The sequence below is a fragment of the Pseudomonas sp. BJa3 genome, from assembly GCF_026343815.1.
GTDB classification, from domain to species: Bacteria; Pseudomonadota; Gammaproteobacteria; order Pseudomonadales; family Pseudomonadaceae; genus Aquipseudomonas; species Aquipseudomonas soli.
In genome coordinates, this window is record NZ_JAOXMC010000029.1 from 1 (window position 1) to 14,251 (window position 14,251).

19 protein-coding genes are annotated in these 14,251 nt (G+C 62.5%); 8 read left to right on the forward strand and 11 right to left on the reverse strand.

The window, feature by feature from the left end:
• The 11 genes from OH705_RS25110 to OH705_RS25160 form a co-directional block, all read right to left on the reverse strand.
• Nucleotides 1-190, reverse strand: a 190-nt coding sequence (locus OH705_RS25110; protein ID WP_267303221.1) for a hypothetical protein, incomplete at its 3' end; no start/stop codon positions are given.
• A 32-nt stretch (nucleotides 191-222) separates the two neighbouring features.
• Nucleotides 223-1,272, reverse strand: a complete 1,050-nt coding sequence (hisC, locus tag OH705_RS25115; protein ID WP_023630429.1) for a histidinol-phosphate transaminase — start codon at nucleotides 1,270-1,272, stop codon at nucleotides 223-225.
• A gap of 2 nt (nucleotides 1,273-1,274) precedes the next feature.
• Entirely contained in the window at nucleotides 1,275-2,597 is a 1,323-nt protein-coding gene (hisD, locus tag OH705_RS25120) for a histidinol dehydrogenase (protein WP_023630428.1), read from the reverse strand.
• A 126-nt stretch (nucleotides 2,598-2,723) separates the two neighbouring features.
• Complete coding sequence (gene hisG, locus OH705_RS25125) at nucleotides 2,724-3,359, reverse strand: ATP phosphoribosyltransferase (RefSeq protein ID WP_023630427.1); 636 nt, start codon at nucleotides 3,357-3,359, stop codon at nucleotides 2,724-2,726.
• A 93-nt stretch (nucleotides 3,360-3,452) separates the two neighbouring features.
• Nucleotides 3,453-4,718 carry a UDP-N-acetylglucosamine 1-carboxyvinyltransferase gene (gene murA / locus OH705_RS25130; RefSeq protein WP_046856963.1) on the reverse strand — a complete coding sequence of 422 codons (1,266 nt, stop codon included), beginning with the start codon at nucleotides 4,716-4,718 and terminating at the stop codon, nucleotides 3,453-3,455.
• A 23-nt stretch (nucleotides 4,719-4,741) separates the two neighbouring features.
• Nucleotides 4,742-4,981 carry a BolA family protein gene (locus tag OH705_RS25135; RefSeq protein ID WP_023630425.1) on the reverse strand — a complete coding sequence of 80 codons (240 nt, stop codon included), beginning with the start codon at nucleotides 4,979-4,981 and terminating at the stop codon, nucleotides 4,742-4,744.
• Between the two features lie 118 nt (nucleotides 4,982-5,099).
• The gene (locus OH705_RS25140; RefSeq protein WP_023630424.1) at nucleotides 5,100-5,402 is read right to left on the reverse strand and encodes an STAS domain-containing protein; all 303 of its coding nucleotides are present in this window, start codon (nucleotides 5,400-5,402) and stop codon (nucleotides 5,100-5,102) included.
• Entirely contained in the window at nucleotides 5,399-6,052 is a 654-nt protein-coding gene (locus tag OH705_RS25145) for an MlaC/ttg2D family ABC transporter substrate-binding protein (protein WP_023630423.1), read from the reverse strand. The genes OH705_RS25140 and OH705_RS25145 overlap by 4 nt, the downstream gene beginning before the upstream one ends.
• A gap of 9 nt (nucleotides 6,053-6,061) precedes the next feature.
• Nucleotides 6,062-6,547 (reverse strand): outer membrane lipid asymmetry maintenance protein MlaD, encoded by a 486-nt coding sequence (gene mlaD / locus OH705_RS25150; protein WP_023630422.1) that lies wholly within the window; start codon nucleotides 6,545-6,547, stop codon nucleotides 6,062-6,064.
• The gene (gene mlaE, locus OH705_RS25155; protein WP_031315029.1) at nucleotides 6,547-7,344 is read right to left on the reverse strand and encodes a lipid asymmetry maintenance ABC transporter permease subunit MlaE; all 798 of its coding nucleotides are present in this window, start codon (nucleotides 7,342-7,344) and stop codon (nucleotides 6,547-6,549) included. Before mlaE ends, mlaD begins: the two co-directional genes overlap by 1 nt.
• Nucleotides 7,344-8,153, reverse strand: a complete 810-nt coding sequence (locus OH705_RS25160) for an ATP-binding cassette domain-containing protein (protein ID WP_023630420.1) — start codon at nucleotides 8,151-8,153, stop codon at nucleotides 7,344-7,346. The genes mlaE and OH705_RS25160 overlap by 1 nt, the downstream gene beginning before the upstream one ends.
• A 245-nt stretch (nucleotides 8,154-8,398) precedes the next feature.
• Between OH705_RS25160 and OH705_RS25165 the strand changes: the two genes are divergently transcribed.
• The 8 genes from OH705_RS25165 to ptsN all read left to right on the forward strand — a co-directional run bounded on the left by OH705_RS25165 (nucleotide 8,399) and on the right by ptsN (nucleotide 14,251).
• Nucleotides 8,399-9,373: a KpsF/GutQ family sugar-phosphate isomerase gene (locus OH705_RS25165; protein ID WP_038707430.1), complete on the forward strand. Its 975-nt coding sequence runs from the start codon at nucleotides 8,399-8,401 to the stop codon at nucleotides 9,371-9,373.
• Nucleotides 9,374-9,898, forward strand: coding sequence for a KdsC family phosphatase (locus tag OH705_RS25170; protein ID WP_104444470.1), 525 nt, complete (start codon nucleotides 9,374-9,376; stop codon nucleotides 9,896-9,898).
• An 8-nt stretch (nucleotides 9,899-9,906) separates the two neighbouring features.
• On the forward strand, nucleotides 9,907-10,479 hold the full coding sequence (lptC, locus tag OH705_RS25175; protein WP_046856968.1) for an LPS export ABC transporter periplasmic protein LptC: 573 nt from the start codon (nucleotides 9,907-9,909) through the stop codon (nucleotides 10,477-10,479).
• Complete coding sequence (gene lptA / locus OH705_RS25180) at nucleotides 10,466-10,990, forward strand: lipopolysaccharide transport periplasmic protein LptA (protein ID WP_023629083.1); 525 nt, start codon at nucleotides 10,466-10,468, stop codon at nucleotides 10,988-10,990. The genes lptC and lptA overlap by 14 nt, the downstream gene beginning before the upstream one ends.
• Nucleotides 10,991-11,716 carry an LPS export ABC transporter ATP-binding protein gene (lptB, locus tag OH705_RS25185; RefSeq protein ID WP_023629084.1) on the forward strand — a complete coding sequence of 242 codons (726 nt, stop codon included), beginning with the start codon at nucleotides 10,991-10,993 and terminating at the stop codon, nucleotides 11,714-11,716.
• Nucleotides 11,717-11,890: 174 nt separating this feature from the next.
• Nucleotides 11,891-13,387: an RNA polymerase factor sigma-54 gene (locus OH705_RS25190; RefSeq protein ID WP_023629085.1), complete on the forward strand. Its 1,497-nt coding sequence runs from the start codon at nucleotides 11,891-11,893 to the stop codon at nucleotides 13,385-13,387.
• A 78-nt stretch (nucleotides 13,388-13,465) separates the two neighbouring features.
• Nucleotides 13,466-13,774: a ribosome hibernation-promoting factor, HPF/YfiA family gene (gene hpf, locus OH705_RS25195; protein ID WP_023629086.1), complete on the forward strand. Its 309-nt coding sequence runs from the start codon at nucleotides 13,466-13,468 to the stop codon at nucleotides 13,772-13,774.
• 12 nt (nucleotides 13,775-13,786) lie between these two features.
• Entirely contained in the window at nucleotides 13,787-14,251 is a 465-nt protein-coding gene (ptsN, locus tag OH705_RS25200) for a PTS IIA-like nitrogen regulatory protein PtsN (RefSeq protein WP_023629087.1), read from the forward strand.

Here is a 14,251-nt window from a genome sequence, read left to right on the forward strand (position 1 = left end):
CGGATGAATGGAGCGAGGATTTTTTGGTTCCTTTTTGATCCTTCAAAAAGGGACCCGCCGTAAGGGCGGAAAGGTGAATAAGCGTCGACATCAAAAATGAATGCGCATACATCTTCCAAAACCACCAAACAACAACAACAACAACAACAACAACAACAACAAGGGGAGAATCAGAAGTCAGAACAACCACCCCCAATCCGCCCCCCTGTCAAACCCCTGAAATCAATTCAAAGCATCAAGCAAAGCCTGGTTCATCTCCGGCGTCCCAATCGTAATCCGCAGGAACTGCGCAATCCGCTCCTGCTTGAAGTGCCGAACAATCACCCCCTGCTCACGAAGCCGCGCCGCGATCCCGGCAGCATCCTGCCCGGGATGCCGGGCAAAGATAAAGTTCGCCGCCGAAGGCAGCACTTCGAACCCACGCGCCACCAACTCAGAAACCAGCACGTCCCGGCTGTCGATAACCTTGCGGCAGGTCTCATCGAAATACTCACGGTCGTCGAACGCCGCCGCCGCCCCGACAATCGCCATGCGATCCAACGGATAGGAGTTGAAGCTATTCTTGATCCGCTCCAACGCCTCGATCAGGTCGGGATGCCCCACCGCCAGGCCAACCCTGAGCCCCGCCAGCGAACGCGACTTGGACAAGGTCTGGGTCACCAGCAGGTTGTCATAGCGATCAACCAGGCTGATGGCCGTTTCGCCACCGAAATCGATGTAGGCCTCATCGACCACCACCACCGAATCCCGGTTGGCCTGCAGCAGTTGCTCGACCGCCTCAAGCGGCAACAGGCAGCCGGTCGGCGCATTGGGGTTGGGGAAGATGACCCCGGCATTAGGCTTGCTGTAGTCCGAAACCCGGATCTGGAACTGCTCATCCAGTGCTACCTGCTCGAACGCGATACCGTACAGACCGCAATACACCGGATAGAAGCTGTAGCTGACGTCCGGGAACAGCAGCGGCCCACGATCGTGCTGGAACAGGCCGTGGAAGATGTGCGCCAGCACCTCGTCCGAGCCGTTGCCGACGAACACCTGGGCCGGCGTCACACCGTAGTATTCGGCCACCGCCTGCTTGAGCCGGTCACCATTCGGGTCCGGATACAGCCGCAGGTTGTCGTTGAGCTCGCCGCGCATGGCTTCCAGCGCCTTGGGCGACGGGCCATAGGGGTTCTCGTTGGTGTTCAGCTTGACCAGCCGCGCCAGCTTCGGCTGCTCACCCGGCACGTAAGGCACCAGGTCCTTGACGAAGGGACTCCAGAATCGACTCATGCTCAGTTCCCCTTCTCGTTGAGGATGCGGTATTCGGCGCTGCGCGCGTGGGCGGTCAGCGATTCGCCCCGGGCCAGCACGGAAGCGGTGTGACCCAGCTCGGACGCGCCCTGCTCGGAGCAGAAGATGATCGACGAACGCTTCTGGAAGTCATACACGCCCAGTGGCGAAGAGAAGCGCGCGGTGCCGGAAGTCGGCAGCACGTGGTTGGGGCCGGCGCAGTAGTCGCCCAGCGCCTCGCTGGTGTGACGGCCCATGAAGATCGCGCCGGCATGGCGGATCTGCGGCAACCAGGCCTGCGGATCGGCCACCGACAGCTCCAGGTGCTCGGGGGCAATGCGGTTGGCCACCTCGATGGCCTGCTGCATGTCACGCACCTGGATCAGCGCGCCACGGCCATTGATCGACTTCTCGATGATCTCGGCACGCTCCATGGTCGGCAGCAGCTTGTCGATGCTGGCAGCGACGCGATCAAGGAAAGCGGCGTCCGGGCTGACCAGAATCGCCTGGGCATCCTCGTCGTGCTCGGCCTGGGAGAACAGATCCATGGCGATCCAGTCCGGGTCGGTCTGGCCGTCGCAGACCACCAGGATCTCCGAAGGGCCGGCGATCATGTCGATGCCGACCTGGCCGAACACATGGCGCTTGGCGGTCGCCACATAGATGTTGCCCGGGCCGACGATCTTGTCCACCTGCGGCACGCTCTCGGTACCGTAGGCCAGGGCTGCCACGGCCTGGGCGCCACCGACGGTGAACACACGGTCGACCCCGGCGATGCAGGCCGCGGCGAGTACCAGTTCGTTGACCTCGCCACGCGGGGTCGGCACTACCATCACCACCTCGCTGACCCCCGCGACCTTGGCCGGAATGGCATTCATCAGTACCGACGATGGGTACGACGCCTTGCCACCAGGCACATACAGCCCGGCACGGTCCAGCGGCGTGACCTTCTGGCCGAGGACAGTGCCGTCAGCCTCGGTGTACTGCCACGAGTCCTGCTTCTGCCGCTCATGGTAGATGCGCACGCGGTTGGCGGCCTTTTCCAGGGCCTCGCGCTGTACCGGGGTGATGCGCGTCAGCGCAAGCTCCAGGCGCTCGCGATCGAGGATCAAATCGTCGATCGTCTTGGCATCAACACCATCGAAACGCTGGGTGAACTCCACCAGTGCCTGGTCACCGCGCTCACGCACGGCCTTGATGATGTCGAGCACGCGCTGGTTGACCGCGTCATCGGACACACTTTCCCAGCTCAGCAGATGATCCAGATGTCGGGCGAAATCCTGGTCAGCGGCGTTGAGACGGGCAATTGCAGTGGACACGGTCATGGCGAGGGCCTCGTTATTAGCGGATGTTCAGGCGCCCTAAAGCTACCACTCCATCCGCGCGGGCACCTGAGAAAAAAGGCTATGACGCGGATAGACGGGCGCGACAGCGGAGGTCGCGCGCAGAGGTCAGCCGCGGTGTCGCGATTCGACGGCGTTGCGCAGGGTGTCGATCAGGCTCTGGATACGGGCGTGCTGCATCTTCATGGAGGCCTTGTTGACCACCAGGCGCGAGCTGATCGTGGCGATCAGGTCCTGGGGCTCGAGGCCGTTGGCGCGCAGGGTATTGCCGGTGTCGACCACGTCGATGATCTTGTCGGCAAGGTTGATCAGTGGCGCCAGCTCCATGGAGCCGTACAGCTTGATGATGTCGACCTGGCGGCCCTGTTCGGCATAGTAGCGCTTGGCTACATTGACGAACTTGGTAGCCACGCGCAGGCGGCCTTTGGGCTCTGGTGCGCCGGTTACGCCAGCGGTCATCAGCTTGCACTGGGCGATCTGCAGGTCCAGGGGTTCGTACAGGCCCTGGCCACCGTATTCCATCAGCACGTCCTTGCCGGCCACACCGAGGTCGGCGGCGCCATGCTCGACATAGGTCGGGACATCGGTGGCACGCACGATGAGCAGGCGCACATCATCCTGCGTGGTGGGGATGATCAGCTTGCGGCTCTTGTCCGGGTTCTCGGTCGGCACGATACCGGCCTCGGCCAGCAGTGGCAGGGTATCGTCGAGAATACGGCCTTTGGATAGCGCGATGGTCAACATTGGAACGTCGGTCCTTAAGCGTCTACTGCCGGCCGGGCTCAGCAGCCCGACCGCATACGATTCGGCTGGCGCGTCCCTGCGCCACGGTGACTGCTAGCCCGGCACGCGACGGATTTTCGCGCCCAGCATCTGCAGTTTCTCCTCGATGCACTCGTAGCCACGGTCGATGTGGTAGATGCGATCGATCAGGGTGTCGCCTTCGGCGACCAGCGCCGACAGCACCAGGCTGGCGGAAGCACGCAGGTCGGTGGCCATTACCGGCGCACCTTTGAGCGCCTTGACGCCAGTGACGATGGCAGTGTTGCCCTCGACCTGGATCTGCGCGCCCATGCGGTGCATTTCATACACGTGCATGAAGCGGTTTTCGAAGATGGTCTCGATCACCGCGCCAGTGCCTTCGGCGATGGCGTTGAGTGAAATGAACTGCGCCTGCATGTCGGTCGGGAACGCCGGGTACGGAGCGGTACGCAGGTTAACGGCCTTCGGCCGCTTGCCGTGCATGTCCAGCTCGATCCAGTCTTCGCCGGTGGTGATGTCGGCGCCGGCTTCCTTGAGCTTCTCGAGGACAGCTTCGAGGATGGTCGGGTCGGTATCCTTGACCTTGACGCGGCCACCGGTCACGGCAGCGGCGACCAGGTAGGTGCCGGTCTCGATGCGGTCGGGCATGACACGGTAGTTGGCCGAGTGCAAGCGCTCGACGCCATCGATGGTGATGGTGTCGGTACCGGCGCCCTGGATCTTCGCACCCATGGCGATCAGGAAGTTGGCCAGGTCGACCACCTCCGGCTCACGGGCGGCGTTCTGCAGCACGCTGCGGCCCTTGGCCAGGGCGGCGGCCATCATGATGTTCTCGGTGCCGGTGACGCTGACGGTGTCGAAGAAGAAGTGCGCGCCACGCAGGCCGCCTTCGGGGGCCTTGGCCTTGATGTAGCCGCCTTCGACGTCGATCTTCGCGCCCATGGCCTCCAGACCGCGGATGTGCAGGTCGACCGGACGCGAACCGATGGCGCAGCCCCCCGGCAGGGCCACTTCGGCCTCACCGAAGCGGGCCACCATGGGGCCGAGCACCAGGATCGAGGCACGCATGGTCTTGACCAGCTCGTAGGGAGCGACCAGGGTCTTGATGGTACGCGGGTCGATCTCCACCGAGAGCTTTTCGTCGATCACAGGCTCGATGCCCATGCGGCCGAACAGCTCGATCATGGTGGTGATGTCGTGCAGGTGCGGCAGGTTGCCGACCGTGACCGGGCCATCGCACAGCAGGGTGGCCGAAAGGATCGGCAGGGCGGAGTTCTTTGCGCCGGAAATGCGGATCTCGCCATCGAGACGCGCGCCACCAGTGATAATAAGTTTGTCCATACGTATCTCGCCGCCAAGTAGGCTCAGGTGCGCTCAGCCCAGGCTGCGCTGCTGAAGAATTTCATAGTTACCGCGTGAATGCTGCCGTTGGCGATCCACGGATTGAGGTGAGCATAGATCGCCTGCTGACGCTTGACCGGGCTCTGGCCGGCCAGCTCGTCGCTGATCACGTTCAACTGGAAGTTGCAGCCTTCGCCTTCAACTTCGACCTGGGTTCCCGGCAATTTCTCTTCCAGAAAGCTTTTAACTTCTACGGCCTGCATGCTCAACCTCGATCGGCGCCCAACGCGCGCGGGTCGGCCATCATACAAAAAAGCCCCTCGCCTGCGAAGCCCATGAAGGGGCGCACTGACCGAGGGGCCTTTCCCGAACGGCAGGGCATCAGCCCGCCAATACCTCATCGAGGTCATAGACCCCGGCAATTTCCTGCATGTTCTCGGGGATACCGCGCAACTCCCAGGTTTTTCCAGCCGCCTGGGCATCGCGCATGAACCCCAGCAGCAACGACAGGCCGACGCTGCTCGACTTGACCACCGCAGTGCAATCGAACACCAGGCGCGCCTCGCCACTGGCGGCGATCAACGCCTTGCCCTGTTTGCGCAGGGCCGGGCCGCTGCGATAATCCAGCACGCCGGCCAGGGCAAGAACGCCCGGCGCGGCCATGCTCACGGCGGCGTCGCTCATTTGACTTCCTTATCCGGCGAGCTGTCGGCTGTTTCCTTGGCCTTGGCCACTTCACCGGCCCAACCGTCGATGGTCTTGTCCAGGTTGTTGCCATTACGCTGCATGGCATCCTGGAACTGGTCGCGGAACAGCTTGCCGATGTTGATGCCGTTGACGATGACGTTACGCACCTTCCACTCGCCGTCCAGCTTGACCATGGTGTACTGCACCGGATAGACCGCACCGTTGGTGCCGGTGATCTTCATGCCGACGCTGGTGCGATCGTCAGCCTCGGTCTTGGCCGGGTCGACGGTGATGCCCTGGTTGTTGTACTCCAGCAAGGCGTTGCCATAGAACTGCATCAGGCTGCGCTTGAAGTTCTCCTGGAAGCGCTGCATCTGCTCGGGCGAGGCCTTGCGCGAATACTTGACCGTCATGATGCTCTTGGAGATGCCGTCGGCATCGACCACCGGGCCAAGATTGGCGTTGAGCGCGTTGTAGAACGCATTGGGGTCGGCCTTGTACTGCTCCTTGTTGCTCTTCAGGTCGCTGAGCAACTGGGTGGTGGTGCCCTGGATCACATCACGGGCAGACTGCCCCGGCGCCGCCAGGGCCAGCAGGGGGAAGGCCGCCAGCAGAACCAGCAGGCCACGTCGCAGGATCGAAATCATGGAAACTCCTTAATTAGCCGGTTGAGCTTCTTTCGGTTCCTTGCCCACCGAGTTGAGCAGGAACTTGCCGATCAGATCTTCCAGCACCAGCGCCGACTGCGTGTCGTGGATGGTGCTGCCATCCTTGAGAACCACGTCCTCGCCGCCCACGCTGATGCCGATGTACTTCTCGCCCAGCAGGCCGGCAGTCAGGATCGAGGCAGTGGAGTCGGTCGGCAGGTTGTCGACATGCTTGTCCAACTGCAGCGTCACCCGACCGGTGTAGGAGTCGCGATCCAGATCGATGGCGGTGACCTTGCCGATGGTCACACCGGCCATGGTCACTTTAGCTCTGACCGTCAAACCGGCGATATTGTCGAAGTACGCATAAACTTTATATGTGTCGCTGCTCGGGCTGGCCGACAGCCCGCTGACACGCAGGGCCAGCAGCAGCAGCGCCAGGATCCCGGCCAGGAGGAACAGGCCGACACCGATTTCCAGGGTGCGGTTTTGCATCAGAAATCTCCAAACATCAAGGCGGTCAGAATAAAGTCCAGACCCAGGACTGCCAACGAGGCATAGACCACGGTCTTGGTGGTGGCACGGCTGATCCCTTCTGAAGTGGGCTCACAGTCGTACCCCTGGAATACGGCGATCCAGGTGACGACGAAGGCGAACACCAGGCTCTTGATCAGCCCGTTGAGCACGTCGTCGCTGAAAGAGACGCTGTTCTGCATGTTGCCCCAGAACGAGCCTTCGTAGACGCCCAGCCAGTCCACGGCAACCCACGAGCCGCCCCAGATGCCCACCACACTGAAGATCAGCGCCAGCAGCGGCAGCGAAATGAAGCCGGCCCACAGGCGTGGCGCCACGATGTACTTGAGCGGGTCGACGCCGATCATTTCCAGGCTCGACAACTGCTCGGTGGATTTCATGTTGCCGATTTCGGCGGTCAGCGCGGAGCCCGCGCGACCGGCAAAGAGCAATGCAGTGACCACTGGCCCCAGCTCGCGCAGCAGGGTCAGGGCGACCATCTGCCCCACCGCCTGTTCCGAGCCGTACTTGTTGAGAATGCTGTAGCCCTGCAGGGCCAGCACCATGCCGATGAACACGCCGGACACGACGATGATCGCCAGCGACAGCACGCCCACCGAATACAGTTGCTTGACCAGCAGCTGGAAACCGCCGCCGATACCACTGCGCCCGCCCAGCGAATGGCCGAGGAACAGGCACGAGCGTCCCAGCACGGCCAGCACATCGATGGCCGAACGGCCGAACAGACGGATACGTTCGAGTAAGGATTTTCTGCGCATCAACGCGTCCCCAGCAGATCGGCGCGGTAGTCAGGCGCAGGGAAGTGGAAGGGTACCGGGCCATCCGGGTCGCCTTTCATGAACTGGCGGATGCGCGGGTTGTCCGAGCCCATCAATTCGTCCGGCGTGCCCTGCCCCAGCACCTGGCCATCACCGACCACATAGATGTAGTCGGCAATGCTCGCGGTTTCCGCAAGGTCATGGGACACCACGATGCTGGTGATGCCCAGGGCATCGTTGAGCAGGCGGATCAGGCGCACCAGTACGCCCATGGCGATCGGGTCCTGGCCGACGAACGGCTCGTCGTACATGAGGATCTGCGGGTCGAGGGCGATCGCTCGGGCCAGCGCCACACGGCGCTTCATGCCACCGGACAGCTCGTCGGGCATCAGGTCGATGGCGCCGCGCAGGCCCACGGCCTGCAGCTTCATCAGCACGATGTCGCGGATCATCTCGTCCGACAGCTGCGTATGCACCCGCAGCGGGAAGGCCACGTTCTCGAACACATCCAGGTCGGTGAACAACGCACCGCTCTGGAACAGCACGCCCATCTGCTTGCGCGCATCGAACAGGTCGCCCCGCGACAGCGCGGGCAGGTTCTGCCCATTGACCCAGACTTCGCCGCCGGCCGGGCGCAACTGCGCGCCCATCAGGCGCAGCAAGGTGGTCTTGCCGCACCCCGAAGGCCCCATGATGCCGGTGACCTTGCCGCGGGGAATGCGTATGTCCACGTTGCTGAAAATGCTGCGCGAACCGCGCTTGAAGGTGACGCCCTTCAACTCGACCGCGTAGGCGCTATCCACACTCATCTAGACTCCTTGCTAGTGCAGCCTCGTCATAGTGGACGCCTGCCTTCATCTGGAAGGCACACAGGTCCCCGGCGGGCCGAATAGCGGCGAACTATAGCACCGCTGATAGGCCCGCCCCAAGGCCGTCACCCCACTCGTTCAGGGCGCAGACAGGCAAGCGCGGCATCCATATGACATTCGAAGGATGAGCCTTTCACACATTGCGGCTATAATCGCCGCCTTTTCATCAGGCATTGCGTTTCGACATGACTCAATCCAGCGAGCTGATCCAATCCGCCCAGCGCACCCTGCGCCTCGAACTCGAGGCCGTGGAGGCCCTGCTGGCCCGCATCGACGGGGACTTCGTCAAGGCCTGCGAACTGATCCTGGCCAGCAAGGGACGGGTCGTGGTGGTAGGCATGGGCAAGTCGGGGCACATCGGCAACAAGATCGCCGCCACCCTGGCCAGCACCGGCACCCCGGCATTCTTCGTGCACCCGGCCGAGGCCAGCCATGGCGACATGGGCATGATCACCCGTGACGATGTCATTCTTGCCCTGTCCAACTCCGGCAGCACCGCCGAGATCGTCACCCTGCTGCCCTTGATCAAGCGCCTGGGCATCCAGATGATCAGCCTCACCGGCAAACCGGACTCGCCCCTGGCCCAGGCCGCCGAAGTCAACCTCGACGCCAGCGTCGCCCAGGAAGCCTGCCCGCTCAACCTGGCACCCACCTCTTCCACCACCGCGGCGCTGGCGCTGGGCGACGCCCTGGCCATTGCCCTGCTGGAGGCTCGCGGCTTCACCGCCGAAGACTTCGCCTTCTCCCACCCGGGCGGCGCGCTGGGCCGTCGCCTGCTGCTGAAGGTCGAGAATGTCATGCATGCCGGCGAAGAACTGCCCGTGGTAAAGAGCGGCACCCTGCTCAAGGACGCGCTGTTTGAAATGTCTCGCAAAGGTTTGGGCATGACCGTGGTGCTGGGTAACGACGGCAAGCTGGCCGGAGTCTTCACCGACGGTGACCTGCGCCGCAGCCTGGACCGCAACATCGACGTGCACAAGACGCTCATCGACGAAGTGATGACCGTGCACGGCAAGACCGCCCGGGCCGAGATGCTCGCCGCCGAGGCACTGAAGATCATGGAAGACCACAAGATCAGCGCGCTGGTGGTTGTCGACCAGGACGACCGCCCGACCGGCGCCCTGAACATGCACGACCTGCTGCGCGCCGGAGTGATGTAAATGAACCAGGACCTGATGCAACGCGCCAAGGCCATCAAGCTGGCCGTGTTCGACGTCGATGGCGTGCTCACCGATGGCCGCCTGTACTTTCTCGAGGACGGCAGCGAATTCAAGACCTTCAACACCCTCGACGGCCACGGCATCAAGATGCTAATGGCCTCGGGCGTGACCACCGCGATCATCAGCGGGCGCAAGACCCCCGTGGTCGAGCGCCGGGCCAAGAACCTCGGTATCCAGCACCTGTTCCAGGGCCGCGAGGACAAACTGGTGGTGCTGGACGGCCTGCTCGCCGAACTCAATCTAAGCTATGAACAGGTCGCCTACCTCGGCGACGATCTGCCCGACCTGCCGGTGATCCGCCGCGTCGGTCTGGGCATGGCGGTGCAGAATGCCGCGGCCTTCGTTCGCCAGCACGCCCACGGCGTTACCCAGGCCCGCGGCGGCGAAGGCGCCGCCCGCGAGTTCTGTGAACTGATCATGCAGGCCCAGGGCACCCTGGACGCTGCCAACGCCCATTACCTGTAAGGCTGCCCATGCTCAGCAAGAAGATCAGAAATGTCGCGCTGCTAGGCGGGATTGCCGCCGTGCTGGTTGCGGTAGGCTATTGGAACATCAGCCCGGAAAGCTTCCTCGAGCAACCCCAGGCCCAGGTCGACCAGAGCGCCATCGACTACTACGCGATCAACGCCCACAGCCTGCAGTTCCTGCCCGACGGCAAGCTGCAGTACGAGATGACCGCCGCCAAGGTCGAGCACCTCAAGGCCAGCGAGGTCACCCTGGTGACCACCCCCGACCTGCACATGTACCGTGGCACCGAGTACCCCTGGCATGTGCAGAGCAAGCGCGCCGAGGTCAACCCGGACGGCACCGAGGTGGAGCTGATCGACGAAGTGCGCGTGGCGCGCACCGACGAGAAGCAACGCGAAACCATCATCACCAGCACACGCATGACCGTGTTCCCGCAGAAGCAATATGCGCAGACCGAGCAAGCCGTTAGAATCGACGGCGCCGGTGGCACGACTACGGGCAAAGGAATGAAAGCGTATTTGAAAGAAGGCAGGATGGACCTGCTCTCTAACGTAAGAGGACAGTATGAGGCTCGTTAAAACCATCCCCCTTCTGCTCAGCCTGGGCGTAGCACTGGGAAGCGCGAGCGCCTTCGCCCTGCCGAACGACCGTGACCAGCCGATCCGCATCCAGGCGGACAACGCCCACCTGGACGACAAGCAAGGCGTCGCCACCTACACGGGCGATGTGATCATCACCCAGGGTTCGATGATGATCAAAGGCAACACCGTGACCATGACCCGCGCCGCCAATGGCGATATCGACGTGGTCACCTCGGTGGGCAACCTGGCCTACTTCGAGCAGCAGCAGAGCGCCGCCAAGCCCGACAAGATGAAAGGCTGGGCCGTGACCATCCAATACCAGGCGCAGAAAGACGTGGTGATCCTCACCGACCGCGCCAAGGTCGAGAACGAAGGCAACACCACCGAAGGCGAGAAGATCGTCTACAACACCAAGACCCAGGTGGCTACCGCCGGGCGCGGTGGCAACGTGACTGCACCGCGTCAGCGTATCGACATGGTCATTCAACCGAAGAAAAAGGCCGAGTAAATGGCAACCCTCAAAGCCCAGCACCTGGCCAAGAGCTACAAGGGCAGGCAAGTCGTGCGCGACGTCAGCCTGTCCATCGACAGCGGCCAGATCGTCGGCCTGCTCGGCCCCAACGGCGCCGGCAAGACCACTTGTTTCTACATGATCGTCGGCCTGGTCCAGGCCGACCAGGGCCGTGTGCTGATCGACAGCCTCGACGTCAGCCACCAGCCCATGCACGGGCGCGCACAGGCCGGTATCGGCTACCTGCCGCAGGAAGCCTCGATCTTCCGCAAGCTGTCGGTGGCCGACAACATCATGGCCATCCTCGAGACCCGCAAGGACCTCGACCGCGAAGGCCGACGCAAAGAGCTGGAAAGCCTGCTGCAGGAATTCCACATCAGCCACATCCGCGACAACCTGGGCATGAGCCTGTCCGGTGGCGAACGTCGCCGGGTCGAGATCGCCCGCGCCCTGGCCACCGCACCCAAGTTCATCCTGCTGGACGAACCGTTCGCCGGTGTCGACCCGATTTCCGTCGGCGATATCAAGCAGATCATCCACCACCTCAAGAACAAGGGCATCGGCGTACTGATCACCGACCACAACGTTCGCGAGACCCTGGACATCTGCGAGACGGCCTACATCGTCAACGATGGCCAACTGATCGCCGAAGGCGATGCCGAGACCATCCTGGCCAACCAGCTGGTCAAGGAAGTTTACCTGGGGCATGAGTTCCGACTCTGACCGCAGGCCTGCCCGGAGCACTGGCGAATGCGCCTGATCGGGGCTTAAGTTGTTACAGTGCTCTAGGCAAACGCTGCAATTTCAGGCATATAACTTGCTTAAAGTCGGCGCCCAAGCGCCCTACGTGTAGTGGATGGCGCATGCGCGCCGGCAACAAGGTATTAAGCCCCAGCCATGAAACCATCGCTCGTCCTAAAAATGGGCCAGCAACTGACGATGACACCTCAGTTGCAACAGGCCATCCGCCTGCTTCAGCTCTCCACCCTGGACCTCCAGCAGGAAATCCAGGAAGCGCTGGAGTCCAACCCGATGCTCGAACGTCAGGAAGACGGCGAGGACTTCGACAACAGCGACCCGATGGCGGACAACGCCGAGAACAAGCCGGTCGCCGAAGCCCAGGACAACAGTTTCCAGGAAACCTCCAGCAGCAATACGGAAAACCTCGAGGACGGCGAGTGGGCCGAGCGGATCCCCAACGAATTGCCGGTCGACACCGCCTGGGAAGACATCTACCAGACCAGCGCCAGCAGCCTGCCAAGCAACGATGATGACGAATGGGACTTCACCACTCGCACATCGGTGGGCGAGAGCCTGCAAAGCCACCTGCTGTGGCAGCTCAACCTGGCGCCGATGTCCGACACCGACCGCCTGATCGCCGTCACCCTGATCGACAGCATCAACGCCCAGGGCTACCTGGAAGACACCCTCGAAGAAATCTGCGCCGGTTTTGACCCGGAGCTGGACATCGAGCTGGACGAGGTCGAGGCAGTACTGCACCGCATCCAGCAGTTCGAGCCTGCCGGCATTGGCGCCCGCACCCTCGGCGAATGCCTGCTGCTGCAACTGCGCCAGCTGCCGGCCTCGACACCCTGGATGAGCGAGGCACAGCGCCTGGTCACCGACTTCATCGACCTGCTCGGCAGCCGTGACTACAGCCAGCTGATGCGCCGCATGAAGCTCAAGGAAGACGAGCTGCGCCAGATCATCGAACTGGTGCAGAGCCTTAACCCGCGCCCAGGCTCGCAGATCGAGTCCAGTGAACCCGAGTACGTCGTGCCCGACGTCATCGTGCGCAAGGACAGCGAGCGCTGGCTGGTCGAGCTCAACCAGGAGGCAGTGCCGAAGCTGCGCGTCAATCCGCAGTACGCCGGCTTCGTCCGTCGTGCCGACACCAGCGCCGACAACACGTTCATGCGCAATCAGTTGCAGGAAGCGCGCTGGTTCATCAAGAGCCTGCAGAGCCGCAACGAGACGCTGATGAAAGTGGCGACGCAGATCGTCGAACACCAGCGTGGCTTCCTCGACCATGGCGACGAGGCGATGAAACCGCTGGTCCTGCATGACATCGCCGAGGCGGTGGGCATGCACGAATCGACCATTTCCCGGGTGACCACGCAGAAATACATGCACACCCCACGCGGCATCTACGAACTGAAATACTTTTTCTCGAGCCACGTGAGCACCGCCGAAGGCGGCGAATGCTCGTCCACGGCAATCCGCGCGATCATCAAGAAACTGGTGGCTGCGGAAAATCAGAAAAAGCCATTGAGTGACAGCAAGATCGCTGGTTTACTGGAGGCACAAGGCATCCAGGTAGCCCGTCGCACCGTCGCCAAGTATCGCGAGTCGTTGGGGATCGCCCCATCAAGCGAGCGCAAGCGGCTGATGTAGCCCCCGGATGTGCCACAGCGTTTCAGTGGCAGGTGCAACACCTGCCTCTTTATGCACGGGCAACAAAGGAGAAGCTGTATGCAAGTCAACATCAGTGGACAGCATGTAGAAGTCACCCAACCACTGCGCGATTACGTGCTCGAGAAGCTCGCCCGGGTGGAGGGTCATTTCGACAAGATCACCAACGTGACGGTGATCATGAAAGTCGAGAAGCTTCAGCAGAAGATCGAAGCCACGCTCCAGATTCCCGGCGGTGAGGTGGTGGCAAACGCCGAACACCAAGACATGTATGCAGCCATCGATGCCCTGGCCGACAAGCTCGACCGTCAACTGAAAAAGCACAAGGAAAAACAGCAAAGCCTGCTGCAAGGCGCAGCCGCCCGCTGATCCCCCTCATCCATGATCCGACTTGAAACCATCCTGACCCCCGGCCGTTCCCTCGTGAACGTGCCGGGCGGCAGTAAGAAGCGCGCCCTGGAAAAGGTCGCCAACCTGATCGCCGAGCAAGTACCCGAGCTGGAGATGCAAGACGTCTTCGACAGCCTGTGGGCTCGCGAAAAACTGGGCTCCACCGGTTTTGGCAATGGCATCGCCATTCCCCACTGCCGCCTGACAGGTTGCAGCGCGCCTGTCAGCGCCCTGCTGCACCTGGATGCCCCCATCGATTATGATGCCATCGATGGCGCCCCGGTCGACCTGCTGTTTGTCCTGCTGGTCCCGGAAGCCGCCACCGACGCCCACCTTGAACTGCTGCGCCAGATCGCCAGCATGCTCGATCGCAAGGAGGTCCGCGATCGCCTGCGTGCCGCCGACAGCAGCGAGACCCTCTACCAGGTCGTCCTGGACGTACAGAACGAGCACTGA

Coding starts and splice junctions, on each gene's coding strand:
- OH705_RS25145 (WP_023630423.1), bottom strand. CDS start 6,052: ATGATTTCGATCCTGCGACGTGGCCTGCTGGTTCTGCTGGCGGCCTTC.
- OH705_RS25170 (WP_104444470.1), top strand. CDS start 9,374: ATGAACCAGGACCTGATGCAACGCGCCAAGGCCATCAAGCTGGCCGTG.
- hisG (WP_023630427.1), bottom strand. CDS start 3,359: ATGTTGACCATCGCGCTATCCAAAGGCCGTATTCTCGACGATACCCTG.
- OH705_RS25165 (WP_038707430.1), top strand. CDS start 8,399: ATGACTCAATCCAGCGAGCTGATCCAATCCGCCCAGCGCACCCTGCGC.
- lptB (WP_023629084.1), top strand. CDS start 10,991: ATGGCAACCCTCAAAGCCCAGCACCTGGCCAAGAGCTACAAGGGCAGG.
- lptA (WP_023629083.1), top strand. CDS start 10,466: ATGAGGCTCGTTAAAACCATCCCCCTTCTGCTCAGCCTGGGCGTAGCA.
- hpf (WP_023629086.1), top strand. CDS start 13,466: ATGCAAGTCAACATCAGTGGACAGCATGTAGAAGTCACCCAACCACTG.
- mlaD (WP_023630422.1), bottom strand. CDS start 6,547: ATGCAAAACCGCACCCTGGAAATCGGTGTCGGCCTGTTCCTCCTGGCC.
- OH705_RS25190 (WP_023629085.1), top strand. CDS start 11,891: ATGAAACCATCGCTCGTCCTAAAAATGGGCCAGCAACTGACGATGACA.
- OH705_RS25135 (WP_023630425.1), bottom strand. CDS start 4,981: ATGCAGGCCGTAGAAGTTAAAAGCTTTCTGGAAGAGAAATTGCCGGGA.
- hisC (WP_023630429.1), bottom strand. CDS start 1,272: ATGAGTCGATTCTGGAGTCCCTTCGTCAAGGACCTGGTGCCTTACGTG.
- lptC (WP_046856968.1), top strand. CDS start 9,907: ATGCTCAGCAAGAAGATCAGAAATGTCGCGCTGCTAGGCGGGATTGCC.
- murA (WP_046856963.1), bottom strand. CDS start 4,718: ATGGACAAACTTATTATCACTGGTGGCGCGCGTCTCGATGGCGAGATC.
- OH705_RS25140 (WP_023630424.1), bottom strand. CDS start 5,402: ATGAGCGACGCCGCCGTGAGCATGGCCGCGCCGGGCGTTCTTGCCCTG.
- OH705_RS25160 (WP_023630420.1), bottom strand. CDS start 8,153: ATGAGTGTGGATAGCGCCTACGCGGTCGAGTTGAAGGGCGTCACCTTC.
- ptsN (WP_023629087.1), top strand. CDS start 13,787: ATGATCCGACTTGAAACCATCCTGACCCCCGGCCGTTCCCTCGTGAAC.
- mlaE (WP_031315029.1), bottom strand. CDS start 7,344: ATGCGCAGAAAATCCTTACTCGAACGTATCCGTCTGTTCGGCCGTTCG.
- hisD (WP_023630428.1), bottom strand. CDS start 2,597: ATGACCGTGTCCACTGCAATTGCCCGTCTCAACGCCGCTGACCAGGAT.